This window comes from Maritimimonas sp. 2210JD6-3, assembly GCF_056591795.1.
Map to the genome: position 1 here is coordinate 31,445 of NZ_JBWQOJ010000010.1, position 17,618 is coordinate 49,062.

General features: G+C 30.0%; 14 protein-coding genes and 1 pseudogene. 9 read left to right on the top strand and 6 right to left on the bottom strand.

Annotated features, from left to right (window positions below; translation table 11 throughout):
• Positions 1-27: 27 nt before the first annotated feature.
• Complete coding sequence (locus AC1EUY_RS06510) at positions 28-387, bottom strand: helix-turn-helix domain-containing protein (RefSeq protein ID WP_480194701.1); 360 nt, start codon at positions 385-387, stop codon at positions 28-30.
• A gap of 240 nt (positions 388-627) precedes the next feature.
• Here AC1EUY_RS06510 and AC1EUY_RS06515 point away from each other — a divergent pair, with 240 nt between their 5' ends.
• The 3 genes from AC1EUY_RS06515 (at position 628) to AC1EUY_RS06525 (ending at position 4,379) form a co-directional block, all read left to right on the top strand.
• Complete coding sequence (locus AC1EUY_RS06515; protein ID WP_480194702.1) at positions 628-1,737, top strand: M14 family zinc carboxypeptidase; 1,110 nt, start codon at positions 628-630, stop codon at positions 1,735-1,737.
• Between the two features lie 63 nt (positions 1,738-1,800).
• Positions 1,801-2,286 carry an Lrp/AsnC family transcriptional regulator gene (locus tag AC1EUY_RS06520; RefSeq protein WP_480194703.1) on the top strand — a complete coding sequence of 162 codons (486 nt, stop codon included), beginning with the start codon at positions 1,801-1,803 and terminating at the stop codon, positions 2,284-2,286.
• A gap of 119 nt (positions 2,287-2,405) precedes the next feature.
• Complete coding sequence (locus AC1EUY_RS06525; protein WP_480194704.1) at positions 2,406-4,379, top strand: alpha-ketoacid dehydrogenase subunit alpha/beta; 1,974 nt, start codon at positions 2,406-2,408, stop codon at positions 4,377-4,379.
• On the opposite strand, the gene AC1EUY_RS06530 is transcribed toward AC1EUY_RS06525, so the two are convergent.
• Positions 4,380-5,096 carry a ThuA domain-containing protein gene (locus tag AC1EUY_RS06530; protein WP_480194705.1) on the bottom strand — a complete coding sequence of 239 codons (717 nt, stop codon included), beginning with the start codon at positions 5,094-5,096 and terminating at the stop codon, positions 4,380-4,382. It lies immediately after the preceding gene.
• Positions 5,097-5,277: 181 nt separating this feature from the next.
• Here AC1EUY_RS06530 and AC1EUY_RS06535 point away from each other — a divergent pair, with 181 nt between their 5' ends.
• From AC1EUY_RS06535 to AC1EUY_RS06545, 3 genes and pseudogenes are all read left to right on the top strand, one after another.
• Positions 5,278-6,948 carry a tetratricopeptide repeat protein gene (locus AC1EUY_RS06535; RefSeq protein WP_480194706.1) on the top strand — a complete coding sequence of 557 codons (1,671 nt, stop codon included), beginning with the start codon at positions 5,278-5,280 and terminating at the stop codon, positions 6,946-6,948.
• A gap of 59 nt (positions 6,949-7,007) precedes the next feature.
• Positions 7,008-7,229, top strand: a complete 222-nt coding sequence (locus AC1EUY_RS06540; RefSeq protein WP_480194707.1) for a zinc ribbon domain-containing protein — start codon at positions 7,008-7,010, stop codon at positions 7,227-7,229.
• A gap of 182 nt (positions 7,230-7,411) precedes the next feature.
• A pseudogene (locus AC1EUY_RS06545) lies at positions 7,412-7,692 on the top strand (transposase); the annotation flags it as partial.
• Between the two features lie 896 nt (positions 7,693-8,588).
• Here AC1EUY_RS06545 and AC1EUY_RS06550 read toward each other — a convergent pair.
• From AC1EUY_RS06550 to AC1EUY_RS06565, 4 genes are all read right to left on the bottom strand, one after another.
• Positions 8,589-9,248, bottom strand: coding sequence for an imm11 family protein (locus tag AC1EUY_RS06550; RefSeq protein ID WP_480194708.1), 660 nt, complete (start codon positions 9,246-9,248; stop codon positions 8,589-8,591).
• A 2-nt stretch (positions 9,249-9,250) separates the two neighbouring features.
• Positions 9,251-11,257, bottom strand: a complete 2,007-nt coding sequence (locus tag AC1EUY_RS06555; RefSeq protein WP_480194709.1) for an AHH domain-containing protein — start codon at positions 11,255-11,257, stop codon at positions 9,251-9,253.
• Between the two features lie 1,247 nt (positions 11,258-12,504).
• Positions 12,505-13,149: a response regulator gene (locus AC1EUY_RS06560; protein ID WP_480194710.1), complete on the bottom strand. Its 645-nt coding sequence runs from the start codon at positions 13,147-13,149 to the stop codon at positions 12,505-12,507.
• Entirely contained in the window at positions 13,133-15,103 is a 1,971-nt protein-coding gene (locus AC1EUY_RS06565; protein ID WP_480194711.1) for a tetratricopeptide repeat-containing sensor histidine kinase, read from the bottom strand. Before AC1EUY_RS06565 ends, AC1EUY_RS06560 begins: the two co-directional genes overlap by 17 nt.
• Positions 15,104-15,324: 221 nt before the next feature.
• Between AC1EUY_RS06565 and AC1EUY_RS06570 the strand changes: the two genes are divergently transcribed.
• The 3 genes from AC1EUY_RS06570 to AC1EUY_RS06580 are packed head-to-tail and all read left to right on the top strand — an operon-like array spanning position 15,325 to position 16,954.
• A complete protein-coding gene (locus AC1EUY_RS06570; RefSeq protein WP_480194712.1) occupies positions 15,325-15,777 on the top strand; it encodes a hypothetical protein in 453 nt (150 codons plus the stop codon).
• An 11-nt stretch (positions 15,778-15,788) separates the two neighbouring features.
• Positions 15,789-16,352, top strand: coding sequence for a hypothetical protein (locus AC1EUY_RS06575; RefSeq protein ID WP_480194713.1), 564 nt, complete (start codon positions 15,789-15,791; stop codon positions 16,350-16,352).
• An 11-nt stretch (positions 16,353-16,363) separates the two neighbouring features.
• Positions 16,364-16,954: a hypothetical protein gene (locus AC1EUY_RS06580; RefSeq protein ID WP_480194714.1), complete on the top strand. Its 591-nt coding sequence runs from the start codon at positions 16,364-16,366 to the stop codon at positions 16,952-16,954.
• Positions 16,955-17,618 lie beyond the last annotated feature (664 nt).

Consider the following 17,618-nt stretch of genomic DNA (forward strand, 5'->3'; position numbering starts at 1 on the left):
AATCCCGCAAATAGTGAGCGGGATTTTTTATGGAATATAATTCTCAAAAGTTCCATCATTATAGAATATAATGATTCTATCTATTTCTTTAATTTCAGGAAACTGAGTAGTTTCTTGTTTAGCAGAAATAGGAACAGAGTTTTGTAGTTGGTTAACATTCTTTGACGGAAAGTCTCCCTTACCGTTTAATAGCCAATATAACTCAACATCGTTAAACCGATCTAAGACCTTCATCACAAAGTCTAAACTTGGTTTATTTCTACCAGAAAGTAGATGAGAAATACTTGAGCGTTGTACACCAATTTCATCGGCAAAATTTGCTGAACTCAGCTGGTAGAACTTCATAATGGTTTTTAATCTAGAAGAAAAATCAGCACTATTTATCATACATAATTTTGATTACAAATGTAAATTAAAATTTTAAAAAAGAATAGATATCGTATATAAAACACGATATTTTTTATAAACTTATACTTAACTTAAAATATAATATTTTATTGATTATTAAATAATTAAAAACAAATAAATATTTTTAATGAAAATAATGCAAATTATAAATCTTTAAATTTCTAGCTAGACAACTAAAATGTTTACAAATGTAAATTTAACTTTATTTACATTTGCATTGTGATAAAAATTGAATCTAAAAAAATAGCACAGCAATATTCTTCGATAAAAGAACGATCTCTATACGGGCGTTATATTACATTAACTGAAATTCAACCTTTACTTTTTAAATTAAAGGCAAAGAAAATTGGTGAGTCGGTTAATAAAAAAAACGTGTATCGTTATCAAATTGGCACAGGTACTACCCATGTATTAGTTTGGTCTCAGATGCATGGCAATGAAAGCACGGGCACAAAAGCACTTTTCGACTTCATAAACTTTATTGCTAATCCTGGAACTTTAAAAGATTTGACAGACCAAATATGTAAAAAGTGCACTATAGCCTTTATCCCTATTTTAAATCCTGATGGAGCCGAGAAATATACACGATTAAACGCAAATGAAGTGGATTTAAATCGTGACGCAGTTGACCTATCACAACCTGAAAGCAAGTTATTGCGTCATACCTTAGAGAGTTTTAATCCCAAATATTGCTTTAATCTGCATGATCAAAGAACAATTTTTTCTGTTGGTGATTCAAAAGAAACCGCAACCTTATCTTTTTTAGCTCCATCGGTGAATAAAGAACGTACACTTACTAAAAGCCGAAAAGAAACCATGCGTGTTATTGTTGCTATTAATAACTTTATGCAAAATATTATATCTGGCAATATAGGGCGTTATAGTGACGAGTTTTACCCAAATGCTACAGGAGATAACTTTGAAAAACTTGGGCATCATACTGTGCTAATAGAATCAGGGCATCAAAAAGAAGATTACTTGCGTGAAAATGTTCGCTATTATACTTTTTTAAGTTTATTGCAAGGCTTAAATTATATAAGCTCAGAGAAAAAGAATATCGATCATCATCAATATTTTAACATTCCAAACAACACCGAATATTATTTAGACAAAATCTATAAAAATATATTCATAGAATCTAATAATGAAAGGGTAGATGTTGGGTTTGTTTATAAGGAAATTCTTGAGAACGGAACTATCACTTTTAAACCTGAAATAAAATATATTCAAAACTTGTCAAACTATAATGCAGATATTATAGAGGACAAAAGTGACTTATCTTTTTCTGATTACTCACAGCTAAAACGTTTTCTTAAAAATATGAGTTAAATTTTTGGGTTTTCATCAAAAAAAGCAAGATTTTTGCATAAAATCCCCAAATACAAAAGAAATATGGCGAAGTTCAAATTAGACGAAATTGATCACCAAATCTTAGATATTCTTATAGAAAATGCAAGAACTCCTTTTACAGATATAGCGAAAAAATTGTTAGTATCGGCTGGCACCATACATGTTAGGGTCAAAAAAATGGAAGATGAAGGTGTTATTAAAGGCTCTACACTAACTGTTGATTATGATAAAATGGGATATACCTTTATTGCTTATGTTGGACTGTTACTTGAAAATTCTTCTTTAACTAATAGAGTTATTGAGCAACTTCATAAAATACCTGAAGTAACCGTAGCACATTTAACAACCGGAAAGTTTACTATATTTTGTAAAGTGAGAGCAAAAAATACGAAACATGCTAAAGATATCATTTTTGATATTGATAATATTACAGGGGTTCAGCGTACAGAAACATCGATATCATTAGAAGAAGTTATTAATGATAAAAAAAGATTGATGCATCAAATATTTAACGATTATATCGTTTAGCTCATTGCAAAAAAAAGTAAATGATTAAAACTTCTATATTTTTATACAGAAGTTTTTTTTATATCTCAATTTAAGCAATCAAAATTTAGTTACTTTTGAAATTGCTTATATTATTTTAGATGCATTTCAATTCAAAAAAATTAACTAACCAAACTCTTCTCGATCTTTATAAAAAAATGCTGATACCTCGTATGATCGAGGAAAAGATGCTGATATTATTACGCCAAGGAAAAATCTCTAAATGGTTTAGTGGTATTGGTCAAGAAGCTATTGCTGTTGGTGTTACTTCTGCTTTAGAAAATGATGAATACATATTACCGATGCACCGCAATTTAGGGGTATTTACTACAAGAGAGATTCCTATGTATCGATTATTTGCGCAGTGGCAAGGCAAAGCGAGTGGCTTTACTAAAGGTAGAGATCGTAGCTTTCATTTTGGTACCCAAGAATACAATATTGTAGGTATGATATCGCATTTAGGACCACAATTTGGGATTGCTGATGGTATTGCACTAGCCAATAAACTAAAAAATAATAACAAGGTTTGTGCAGTTTTCACAGGGGAAGGCGGTACAAGTGAAGGAGATATTCATGAAGCATTAAATGTAGCCTCCGTATGGAATTTACCAGTTATTTTTTGTGTTGAAAATAATGGTTATGGTCTATCAACACCTACAAAAGAGCAATACAATTGTAAAGACTTAGCTGACAGAGCTTTAGGATATGGCATGGAATCTCATATTATTGATGGTAATAATATTCTAGAGGTATATATAAAAGTGGATGAAATTGCTAAAAGCCTGCGAAAAAAACCTAGACCTGTATTTATTGAGTTTAAAACCTTTAGAATGCGTGGCCATGAAGAGGCTAGTGGCACTAAATATGTTCCGCAAGAACTAATAGATGCTTGGGCAACAAAAGATCCTTTAGAAAATTATCAAGAATTTTTACGTAACAAAAAGATTCTAAGTAAAGAAAATGAGGTAACACTAAAGGAGCAACTAACACATGAAATTAATGAACATTGGAAAAAAGCTATTGAGGAAGAGGAAATAGTATCAACTGTAGAATTTGAATTAAATGACACTTACAAATACTTTGATTATAAAGGAGTTGAATTAAATTCAAAAACAAAAAATATTCGTTTTATAGATGCCATTTCTAATGGATTGAAACAAGCAATGCAACGTCATGATAACTTAGTAATTATGGGTCAAGATATAGCTGAGTATGGAGGCGTCTTTAAAATTACTGAAGGTTTTGCTGAAGAATTTGGAACAGATAGAGTACGAAATACACCTATTTGTGAATCTGCTATTGTCTCTACGGCGTATGGATTGTCTATTAATGGTATGAAGGCGATTGTTGAAATGCAATTTGCAGATTTTGTAAGTTCTGGATTTAATCCTATTGTGAACTTATTAGCAAAATCACATTATCGTTGGGGTCAACAAGCCGATGTGGTCGTTAGAATGCCATGTGGAGCAGGAGTAGGGGCTGGACCATTTCATAGTCAAACGAATGAAGCCTGGTTTACGAAAACTCCAGGGATAAAAGTTGTTTATCCTGCATTTCCGTATGATGCTAAAGGATTGTTAGCTACTGCCATTCAAGATCCTAATCCAGTACTGTTTTTTGAACATAAAGCATTGTATAGAAGTATCCGTCAAGACGTTCCAACTGATTATTATACGCTTCCATTTGGTAAGGCATCAGTATTAAAACAAGGTAATGCTATTAGTATTATAGCTTTTGGAGCTGCAGTACATTGGGCTTTAGAAATGGTAGTAGAAAAATCCGTTTCAGCCGATGTGATTGATCTCCGTTCTTTGCAACCACTTGATACAGAAGCTATTTATACATCCGTAAAGAAAACAGGAAAAGTTCTAATTGTTCAAGAAGACTCTATGTTTGGTGGTATTGCCAGTGATATTTCGGCATTAATTATGGAAAATTGTTTTGAATATTTAGACGCTCCTGTACGACGAGTTGCAAGTTTAGAAACACCAATACCTTTTCAAAAAGAACTAGAAAATCAATATTTGGCTAAAAATAGGTTAGAAAAAGAGCTTGATAAACTTATTGCTTACTAGTTAGTTTTTTATAACATAAAGAATACCTCCTAATAAATGTTTTAAAAAAAGTGTATCGGTATATGCTTCTTTTGTGTGCCCAAGACCAGTGTAGAACATTCTACCACCATCATATTCTTGAACCCAAGAAATAGGGTGATAGTTTCCATTTTCTCCTCCTTTATAACTTGATTCATCTAAGGTAGCTAACACTGTAAGACCAATACTTATATTTTTATAATTATACCATTCGTCAAAATGCTGCCAAGGATTAGGAAGTTCAGCTGTTGCAGGATGCTTTATAGTACTTACTTGTACGGAAGCTGTTTGTTGTTTGGGGTGCGATTTGAAATAAGCACCAACTAATTTGCCATACCATGACCAATCATATTCGGTATCGGCTGCAGCATGCACACCAACAAAACCACCACCGTTTTGTATATATTTTTTAAAAGCTTCTTCTTGTTTTTTATTAAATATATCTCCAGTTGTATTTAAAAATAGCACTGCTTTAAATTGTTTTAAACTATCGTTTATAAATACTTTTGCATTTTCGGTGGCCAAGACATCAAAACTATTTTCCTTACCAAGTTTCTTTATAGCTTCAATACCAATTTCAATAGAGGCATGACGATAACCTTCAGTTTTAGAAAAGATCAACACTTTATCATTTTGCGAAAAGGCAAGCGAAGATATAATAAGTGCTAACGATGCTAATAGTATAGGAGTAAATTTCAAAATAAGAGCTCTAAATCAACAAAAATACTAAAGTTTCTTTTCTAGGCAGCTCTTAGCATTAAAAAAATAGAGAATGCTACAGTTGAACCAAAGAATCTGACAGTTCAGTTCATTTTTCATTAGAATGGTATAACAATATGATAAGTTTGTTATTAAATAATAATACATCAATAATAATTACATGAAAACTCGATACTCATTTCTAGTCATCTTTTTTATTTTTACAATTTTACTTGTATCATCTTCAAAACTACATGCTCAAGAGATCATTACAGCTTCAAAATGGCAGGAAGATTTAAAATATTTACAAAATACAGTTCATAAAGATTTTCCTTTTTTATTTAAAAAAATAAGTGCTGCCGATTTTGATAGTGAAGTAGCCAAATTACATGCTGAAATGCCTTCATTAGAAACTCATGAATTACCAGTTGCTATGGCTCGAATTGTTTCTTTATTTAAATATGGGCATACACAGATTCCATTTAGTACCATAGCCAAAAACGGAATCTTACCTATAAATTTTTATCATTTTAATGATGGCATTTATATTGAAGGAACTGTAGAACAGCATGTAAGTGCACTGGGAGCGAAAGTTCTTAAAATAGGAGATATACCAATTGATAAAGCTCTAGAACTTATTAAGCCTGTGGTTCCAGTTGAAAATGATCAATATTTTAAAGCCTATGGACTTCGGTTCTTAGCGTCTCCTGATGTACTACATACACAAGGTGTGATTTTGAAAAGGTCGAATACCGTGAAATTTACCTTAGAGAAAGAAGGAAGAACTTTTGATTATACATTTTCGAAAATTGCATTACAAGAGAAACCTAAAAGTTTCAATTTTACCTTGACAACAGACAAATGGGTATCTGCAAGAAATACCAATAAAATACCATTATATTTAAAGTATTTGGGTGAAAGGGACTATTATTTTGAACAATTACCTAACAGCAACACAGTCTATGTACGTCAAAGTTCTGTTTTTAACGATGATCGTATTGAAACATTATCAGTATTTTATACACGTTTATTTGAATATATAGATACAAATAGCATAGATAAACTTATTTATGACGTACGACTAAATGGTGGGGGAAATAATTATAATAATATGCCTTTAATAAAAGGAATTATGGCAAGACCTAAGATCAATAAAAGAGGTAATTTCTTTTTTATAATAGGTCGTGATACATTTTCGGCATGTCAAAATTTAACGAACGAAATCAACAGATATACAGAGGCAATTTTGGTAGGTGAACCTACATCAGAGAATGTGAATTTTTATGGAGATACAAAACCTATACGATTGCCAAATAGTAAATTAACAGCATATTTATCATTTGCTTGGTGGCAAGATTATCCGCAATGGGAGAATAGTGATGCAACGGTACCAAATATTGCAGCAGATATGAGTTATGCAGATTATAAGACAAACAAAGATCCAGTGTTAGAGGCTGCATTAAATTATAAAGAGGATGGATTCATTTTAGATCCGATGCAACATTTAACAGAGTTATTTATTGCTGGAAAGTATGAACAATTAAAGATAGATGGTGCAAAAATTGCACATGATAAAGCTTATAGATATTATGACTTTCAAACAGAATTTGATCGCGCTGCACAACATTTACTACAAGGTGGTAATACCGAAGGAGGGCTTTTTATTTTAGAAATGATTGTAGAAAATTTTCCAAATTCGGTAGTACCACTATACAAGTTAGCTTTTGCTCAAGAAAATGCGAAACTTCAAGAAAAAGCAATACGAAATTATCAAAAAATTATAAGGATAGATACCAAGGGTTCTATGGCAAGAGCAGCTATATTAAGGCTTAGAGCTCTTGAAAAAAAATAGCCCTTTAAAAAGAGGCGTAGTTATTGATTTATACTAACATGCTTATTAATACGTTATTAATGAAACCATTAGCTATTAACCCTACAAATCATTTAGCTATGAAAGTACATGAATTTAATTGTCCGTATTGTTTTAATGAAATATCTACTTGGGTAGAAACAGATAAATTACGACAGCAATTCATTGAAGATTGTTTCGAGTGTCGTAATCCTTTAGAAATGGTCATAGATTGTGCTTATGGCTTAATTGATAAAGTTATGATTAATCCCATAGCGCAGTAGTTAAAGCGTTTCTTTGACTGTAATAGAGTTACTAGGATATGAGTAGTTAAAACCCGTTGTGCATTATGATTTAAACTAAAAAAGTTGTTCATTTTACTGATAATCTGTAAATTGTTTTCACCACTAAACATTAAATATTAACAACCTAAATGCAAATTACGAAAGAATATTGGAAGTATTTTAACCTTTTTGAGAGTTGCAATATAAAGCTCTCAACACCAATGAGAGTCAGCCAATACAACCACAAAAAACAACCCTTTGCTTTTAGAAAATCAAGAAAGCGGATAGAGACGCTGTTCTCGTAACTATGTGACCAGTTCATGATAAGACGTAACTATGCAAGTCCTTTGAAGGTTTTAAAACAAGAATACTATCCAAAATAACTGCACTGACAACAATTCAATACATCAACAGGTTTATCTTTGGAAGAAACATCAACAATATAAAAATAAACATTATTTAAAATGCACAACGGGTTAGTTAAAATAGTTTATTTAACATAATGTAAATTATAGTACAAATGTCAATATTTGTTGTTTATGTGTTGTATGCCATTTGATAGCTATAATTCCATATTATGTAAAATATCCCAGAAATATCTGTTTTCATAAGAATAATTGGAACTTGGGCCATTAAACTTTTTTAATCGGTACGCTGCGCTACGTTAATGCATTTGTATCTATAATTTGCCATTATGTAAAATTGCCGCGCGCAAACGCTTATTGTTGAAATAAAATCAAATTGTTTTCACAATTTATTTTATACACAATTCTCAGCCGCTTTGCCCACGCCAAAAAAAGCAAATGCTTTTAGCTTCGTATTAAGCATTCGTCTAGAATTGAATATTCTGTAGTAAAAAAATCTCATTAACATTTATGCAAGCTTTAAGCAAGAGTATAAAATTACTCTGCGAGATAATTTCTATACACTTGCTCACATTCTGCTTCAAAAGAAACTTTTTAACCTTGTCGTTTAATATTATGTAAAATAGAAATTAAGCTTTGGAGTTGTTAATTTCTATCTTTTGCCTTGATGCAAAAGAAACAAAAAATCAAGGCTGCATATAATTTTGGAAACAATGTACGGCTCGTTTCGCTATATTTTAGAAAACATTTGAACGCTTTAGATTGTTCAGAACTTCAATTAAAAAAACGAGAACTCAATATAATTAAGTTCTCGCCCTCTAAAATATTACGCTCCTCTCTCCTATTGTTTTAGCCAAAATTTTATGAGGCCAATCTTAAATAGATTATAAAATTATTATTCTTTGAATTTATACTTTTTTATCCAAAACAATCCAGTAATAACTTGTGCAAATTCCATCAACTTAAATCAATTTAAAAATTTCAATATTATTAATTAAACTTTTTCAAACTTTAAACCAGTAATGCCTTTATTTTCTAACTCACTTTTCAGCTTTTCAGAAACAAAATATCCTACCCCACCACGAATTTCATTTATAGCAAAAAAATGATCGCTACCATCTTTTCTTATCTGTAATTTCTGTATCATTAGCTGATAAGGATACCCCATTTTATTAATTCTTTCTATTTCTTTTTTTAAATCTAAAGATGATTTTATATCTAGCTTTTCACCTCTTTCAAAATAGCTTGTTATTAAGCATATATCAGAATCATCATAATCTATATTCTTATGACTAAATGTAATAGGGTTTAGAATCCAATAATTAACATAGATATTTCCTGTTAATTTAACCTTACTTTCAAATAGCTGAAAATTATCTCTTTCAAATTCTTGTAGTATTTCTTTAAGCTTTTTACTTATTATTAATTTCGAAGCATACCCCATTGCAGGAGAACTCAAACAATCAGTAAGTTTGGCTTTTTTATTTAATATTCCAATCGGTATTTTTGGAATAAAATCTATCCTCTTATAATTAATATTATCAATAAAGATAGGATCTTCAAGAGGATCACAATCATAGATAGCTTCCTCAATTTGAGGGTATTGACCTATTACTTTTAAGTCTATATTATCTAATATTCGGTAATAGTCCATAATTAAAAAATCAAATCATTTAAATGAGTATTAGGGTTATTTTGTATAATATTCCCTACGTTATCAATAATATCAAGTAGTCTGTTATATGTGTCTTCAGGGCTTAAGCTTGAGGGTATATTATCTAATAAATTTCTAATTCTCCCATCATATATAGAATGATTGGGCTGATTTCTCCAACTAGCGACTGGTATACCGTTTAATACTTCGTCAATATGGAAGGGGTTATCAGCGAATCTTGCAGCCTTTTGAATTGTACGATGAGTTCTAAGATTCCTTGATAATACATGATGCGCTTGTTTAGTTGCATCTCCTGTAATACCTAATGCGGCTCTCAATCTTGAACTATTATAACTACCAAAGTCAACAACACCATTGACTACATTAAATGTATATCTAGTATTTTTACCATTTACCACAAGTACTTTACCCCATGTTAAAATGTCGGATGGGATAAATTTTACTAATTTAAATGCTTTGCTACCTGGTACAACGCTTATAACCAAGAAGCCCGCTGCTTGCCATCTACTCACTTCATTTCCATCTAAATCTTTTCCTGAAATAATAACCATTATATCTTCAACTGGTAATACATAACGACCTATAATTTTGGCAAATTCTTGACCTCCTAGTGCAAACATTAATTCCAGTTCCTTAGCTAAACTTGGTATTTTTGGTAGAATGAAATTTGACCATTCGTTAGTGTCAGCAGGCTTTATATACCAAAAAGAATCTTCAGAGACCTCACTTATCATTGAAGCACTTAATGAACCATCATTATTTAAGTTTAAAGGTATAGGACTAGAAACGACATAAGAACCATCTTCTAGTAAGTAATGATTATATTGATCATTCTGTTGATAGAAATGCGTATATTTTAAATTTGGTCGACCAGCAACGAAACCTGTTTCTTGTTTCCACTGAGGGTTTTCAGTCAACATTTCAAGTTTTAACTGTGCAGCAACAAAGTCTTGAGTTTCCTCAGTATTTTGATACTCCATAAAATATCCGATCATAGTGCTTGTTACATCTGATCTTCTATTCAAAAAGTTTAGCTCAGCTAGCGTTAATTTATTGTTCATTAAATATTCTAGTTTTACCACTCCTCTAGAATAATTAACACCAGTTGCACTACCATCAGGATAAGGACATCCTGGGCAGTTTTCATCATTTTTTGCGTCAGTTGGCTTCGGTGCTGGATCATCACATTCAATTATTAAAAATGGAGCCAAACACATATCCATTATGTAGCTGTTAGGATATGGACAAGGAGATGTTGGTATATATTCTACCCACCATTGACAATTACCACCACCTGAACCACTACCAGAAGAACTTCCTCCGCTACTACCTCCTGAACCACTTCCCGATGTACCTCCAGAAGATCCTCCAGTACCTGAGCCGCTACCTCCTGAACCGCCTCCATTAGAACCACCTCCAGTACCGTCAACAGTTGGTTCTTCACAAGGGATAGGATCTCCATATTGATCATATTCTTCTTGACAGTCATTTTTAAAGAAATAATCAGATTCGAAATAGTCTGTATATTTATGAATACCCACTTTTCCTTTAAACGCGCTAAAACTAAAATCACTAGCTATATAATCTGGTAAATTTTCTTCATCGCATTTATACTTTAGGACATAAGGTGTTTTTAATTGTCCGTCCGAGGTTTTACCAACAATAAGATTATAAAAAGTTCCCAAAGGCGTATCGGGTAAAGTAAACCTAAATGAATAATTTGTCCTATCTAATGAGTCTATTGTCTCTAAGATATTATCTAAATCGAAAGCCGTTCCATTTTCTTTAGACTTTTTAAAAAAATCATTATTACTTTCAGAATCTAAAAATTCTTTTACATCATAAATTTCTGATATTTTAACACTTCTTAAGCGAATATTACTTTTTACTTGTTGATCTTGTTCGAAATCAATAAGTTTTTCTTTTTCACAAGTAGAAAAGAATGTTATTAAAGATAACAAAGCAAAAAGTCTGAGATAGTTTTTCATAGTGGTAAAGTTATTATTTGGTTTTAAACAATTCTGTTTTTTTTAATAGAATCTCAAAATAATAAATACTTCTTTATTTTTTTAAGGGGAAAATTCCCCTTTTTAAAGAGGGTTTTTCCCTTTTTTATTCACAAAAAAAGTAGAAACAGATAGTTCTTTTGCCATTCTACACACATTCCCTTACTCTCCTACTGTCGTTTCGGGTAAAGAGTGTTTCATTAACTTTTTGAAAGAAGCTTTTTAGAAGAGATTTTTTCGAAGAAAACTACGTTAGCATTCTTTGCTTTTCCAAAGCAAAGTAACATAACGCAGAACATTATAGTACAAATGTTCATTATGTTGTTTAAGCCTTTGTTTCCATTTGATAGCTATAATGTAGTATTATGTAAAATATCCCAGAAGCATTCGATTTCATAAGAATAATTAGAACTTGGGTCATTAAACTATTAAGCGGTTTGCTTCGCAGAGTTTTTTAAAACATTATGTATCTATAATTAGCCGTTATGTAAAATAGCCGCTACCAAGCGCTTGATTGTTTTATAAAATCAAATTGCTTTGGCAATTTATTTTACACACAATTATCCAACGCTTGCCAACGCCAAAATAAAAGCTAACCTTTTTGCTCTTATTAAAAATCGTGTATTCGATAAATGTACGTAATAAAAAATTTTACTAGATTCTCGTAAGCTTGCCACAAGAGCATAAAATTACTCTGCGAGATAATTTCTATGCACTTGTTATATTTAGAACTCCAATTAATCCTTTTTTTCGTGTTTCCATTATCTTTTGCCTTGATGCAAAAGAAACAAAAAATCAAGGCTGCATAAACTTTTGGAAACAATTAACGGCTCATTCGCTATATTTTAGGAAACATTCTAACTGGTTAACATTGTTTTGAAATCCATTGTATAATTGAAACTCTTTAGAAACTGTCTTACTAAACCCCTAAAATATGGACGCTCATTTCTCCTATTGTTTTAACCAAAATTTTATGAGGCCAAGTTTAACATCGAGATTCTATTTTACATAATATTAAACATCAACTTGAATTTCAATTGCATTCTCAACTCTTATCTCATTATATAATTTGACATCTTTATTAATCTATAGCAGTATAATACTTTGTTAATTGATTTAAGAGATTTACCCTTACAGTATCTCTTTTTGAATAGATATCTACCTTTGCGTTAGCACACTTGCTATGTTTTTATTCTATTAAAATTTTCAACTTTAATGTTTTCAATTGTTTAATTAATAATACCTTGTTGTATAGCATATTTCACCAAGCCTACCATATTTTTAGTGCCTATTTTTCGCATTAGGTTTTTTCGATGAACTTCAACAGTATTAAATGCAATAAATAATTCATCTGCTATTTCTTGTGTGTTTTTTTCTTGAGAAATCAACCGAAGTACTTCTTTCTCTCTACTGCTTAATTTTACAAGCTCTTTTTCTACTTTTATCGGATTAAACAAACTATCAGCCATAATTTTTTTGACTTCTTCAGTATAATAATTTTCTCCTTCATATACTTGTGTAATAGCTTTTAAGAGTTCTGCTTTGCCAGTATTTTTTAAAATATAGCCATTAACTCCTGCTTTTATAGCTTTAAATATAATATCTCCTTTAGCATGAGAACTTACAGTAATAATTTTTATTGTATCGAATTTTTCTTTTAAAAACTTGGTAAGTTCAATACCATCAAATTCTGGCATATCAATATCTGTAATTATAACATCAGGGTTGAAATTGTTCAATAATTTTAATGCTTCTACTCCGTTTTTTGCGGTTGCAATTACTTCAATAAAAGAAACATCATTAAAAATAGATTGGATACCTTCTAAAAACATTTTATGATCGTCAACAATAAATAATCTAATCTTTTTCTGCATTGTTTTGTGTTGGAATATTAATAGTAATGGTACTTCCTCTCCCTTTTGATGAATCAATTTCTAAAGCCCCTTTTAAAGTAGTTACGCGTGAAGAAATGTTTTGTAAACCAATTCCTGAAGATATTATACTTTTATTAAATCCGAGACCATTATCTTCTACTAAGATATTTAAAAAATTATCATGAGCAGTGATGTTTATTATGGCTTCAGAAGCTTTAGAATGCTTGGTGATATTCGTCATTAATTCTTGTAGAACCTTATAAATTTCTACTTGAATTGTGGCATCAGTATTATTGATTTCTTCAATAGGAAAAACATCAAATTCAATATGTAATTTTTTTGTTTTATATAAATTTATTAAGCTATATAAACGTTGAGTAAAATTTTGTTGTTCAGCTTCTTTAGGTAATAGATTGTGAGAAATTTGACGAACCTCATTATAGGTGTCATCAATATTTGAAATAATCGTTTTTATTTTATCAGAATCACTTTCAATATTGGTCAGTTTTACTTTAATAGCAGCTAAGTTTCCACTAATGCTATCATGTAAATCTTTAGCTATTCTTTTTCGTTCATTATTTTGACCCTCTAAATGAGATTGTATGGTTTTTACTTTTTGGGCTTCTATTAGGGTATTTACTTTTTCATTGGTTAATTTCTTTTGAGTTTTTGACCATTTTTTATATAAAACAAATAATAGAATCATTAATAAAAATAAGAAGAGCAACCCAGCGATTAACCATTTATTTTGTTTTTCTTTTAACTGTAGGTGTTTTTCTTGAGCTTTTATTTTAAACTCATTTAATTCGTTGAGGTGTTTTAATTCGTATACATCAACTAAACTTCTTTTTTTAATATCATCAAAAGAGCTTATTATTTCGTTTAATTTTATGTCGTATTCTTTTTTAAGATTTGGTTTGTTTATTTCTTTATAATATTTAGAAAAGTTATAATATAATTGTTCTTTACGCATGTAGGAACCATTTTTTTCAATTAAAGGCTTTGCCTTTTCAAGAAAAGAAATTACTGAATCATTTTTTTTATTTATAAAGGCTATCTCCGCTAATGATAAATAGATTCTCCCTATATTATAAAAATCATCATTTTTTAAATAATATGATTTAGCTTCTAGTATTAATTTTTTTGCAGTTGCTACCTCCTTTTTTTTAATGTATACATCAGCTTTGTTTAACTCATTATTATGAAAATTCGATTTTGATTCTCTTCCTTTGTAATACGTATTTGCTTTTTCAAAATAATATAAAGAGCTGTCTAATTTATTTTTATATAGAAAAACATCTCCTAATCCTGTATAACTAGTATGCTTGATATATTCCGTTTTTTGTGGTATTTGTAAGGCTTTTCGAAACATCTCTTCTGCTTTGGCAAAATTTTTAGAATACCAATAGGTGTATCCTAAATGGTAATATAATTTACTTCTTAAATCAGGTCTTTTTCCATTCAAATTTACCAGAGCATTGTATAGTGTTTTAATGGCTTTGTCATAATCTCCTGTCTTTTTATCAACTGCAATGATACCCAATACATTGCGCATATAATGCGATGGATATTGACTTATCTGATTAGGTTCATTTTCAAAAAAAACAATAGCTTTTTTAAAATAAATAGTTGCTGAGTCTAGTTTTTCAAGTTTTGTGTATAATTTTCCTATTTCATAAAACCCAGAATTTGCAAGGTTTTTTAGGTAAGGCCTAGTTTTCATAAAATCAACAACTTTCTTGTTAATTGCAATGATTGAATCATATTGTTTATTCTCATAATATCTTTCTATAGACGAACCTATTATAGAATCTGTTATTTTTCTGTCTTCCTTATTAAGTTCAATAAAAGATGTATTTTTTTCATTTTTACAACTCAAACTGATTGCCATTAATAAAAAGAATAAATAAAAGACAAGTCTGTTTTTATTGATATGAAAATATTTTTTATTCATAACTATCATGTTGGGTATAAGTGATAAGGCGATTCTTTATCAGAAAAACTAAAAATGACTTACCATTGTTTAAAACTAGTATACCATTTGTAATTACAAAGAAAAGAAAATGATTATTGAAATCAATAACGGAAAACCACTAATATAAAATACCTGAAAACCGTTAGGTATTAATCAATCTTACGTATCACTTTTGTAATCTAATTTAAAATATACAAATTATGAAAAAATTAATCTATGCAACCTTGTTATTGTGTGTCTCTTTTTTAACTTCTTGTGGTTCTGACGATGATGACCCGCGTTTAAATTACCCTAAAAAAGCAGATATTGAGTTTATAGTTACTTCAACTAATGAAACAATTTTATCTAAAATTGAAACTGTTATAACTAGCGGAGTTAATCAGAATAGTAGTACTGATTTAGATATTACAACCTTTTCACATAGTAATAGTCATTTACCATTTAAAAAAGTTCATATACAACAGGATATTGAATTTATGAACCAATTAGGATTGTCATATCAAGACGAATCTATTGTATCTCTTAATGATGTTTTCGAACCCTATTCTGTTGAGTTATCAATAAAAGTGGATGGGAGCATTGTGGCGAGTGAGTCTTTTTCAATAGAAGAAGATGATCAGTTAGTAAATCTAAATTTTTCTTTTACAGAATAAAAACTAAAAAATTGAAACAAGCCTTAATAATTTTTACAATTTGTATATCATGTATACAAACATTTGCTCAAAACGCTAGTGTAGAGAAATCTATTTTTGGAGTTCAAACAGGATTTTTGGGTGTTTGGGTACATAATGAAGCAAAATTATCCAACCAATTTGCTCTTAGAACTGAGATAGGTTTAGATACAGGAATTCAAGGAAGCGATTATTATAATGACACCAATTTCATACTAACTCCAACAATTACTTTAGAACCAAGATGGTATTATAATCTTGATAAAAGAGTCAAAAAATCGAGAAGCATAAAAGGAAATAGTGGTAATTTTTTAAGTATTAAAACAAGTTATCATCCAGATTGGTTTGTAATCTCTAATAAAAATAATATTTTAGTAACTCCAGATATTTCCATTATTCCAACTTGGGGAATTAGAAGAACAATTGGAGATCATTTTACTTATGAAACTGGACTAGGATTAGGTTTTGTACGATATTTTCCTGATAACCCAGAAATATATGAGAAAGTAAACGATGTTGCTTTAAACCTTCATATTAGAATAGGATATTCATTTTAAAAAACTTAAATATGAAAGCACTAAAATCAAAATTAATTTTAGTTACTTTTTTAGTACCATTTTTATTTGCCTTTCAATGCTCAGATGATGATTTACCAGGTGATGTAGTTGAAAATTTAAATCTTATTAGTATTGAAAATAATCAAACACTATTTTCTGTGGGTGAGTATATTTTTATAACAACTACAATACATAATGAACAAATTACTGATAATGGGAATACCATAAAACTTAAAGATTATTTTTTACCTAATGAAATATCTCTAAATTATAATTTGACTCTAAAAAAACGAAATTCTGATGGCTCAATTGAAGATGTTTTTATTGAAAATGTGCAAGAAATTGGGGGTAGTGTTTTTTATGAAAGCCAAAACCAAGTTTTTACAATTTCTAGTACATATAATGAGACAAGCAACACATTCACGAGTAAAATAGGGGTTGAATTATTAGATGACGGCACTTATTTTTTAGATGGAGGATATGTTAATACTAATTTTCACTATATAGTTATGGATCTTAATGGTGTAAATGGACATTTACAACTTAAAACTTCAATATTGAACTCTAATGATAGAGGTATTTATGAATTTGTAGTTGAATAAAACAATGCTAGTTTCAACATCGCATAAAAAATATATTGGTGTATTTGTAGATTTGTTATTATATTAATCAACTTAAAAAGAACTTTAAATTTTATCTATAAAAATAGAAACATTTCTATTAATAAATTCCATTCCACACACATTATGCTTCCCTCCTATGTCGTCGCATAAAAAGTGTTCCATTAACATTGCAGAAGAAAGTTTTAGAATAAATTTTTTCAATAAACTGTAGTAACAATTTTCGCTTTTAACCAAAGCTCAAGTTACATAACGCAGAACATTATAGTACAAATACATAGTAATTTGCGTATAGCCGTATTTCAGGCTATTTATACATAATTATAGATATAACTTCTTTAGAATTATATCGTCAATAATTATGTTCAAGTAAATTACGGCTAAGAATCTTTGTAGTTTAATTTGATAGCTATAATTGTTATTATGTCTGCGCTACATTTCATTTCGCTTGGCCTCGCCAATGCTGCTCGGCTAAATAGATTCGCACCAGCCATGCTTTTCTTTACGTTATTCAAGACAATCCTCCGTAAATTTTAAAATATGCGATTCTCAGAGACTCCAGCATTCTGCTATTTGTATCTATAATTTGGCATTATGTAAAATTGCCGTCTACAAACGCTCGATTGTTTATTTAAAATATAATTGC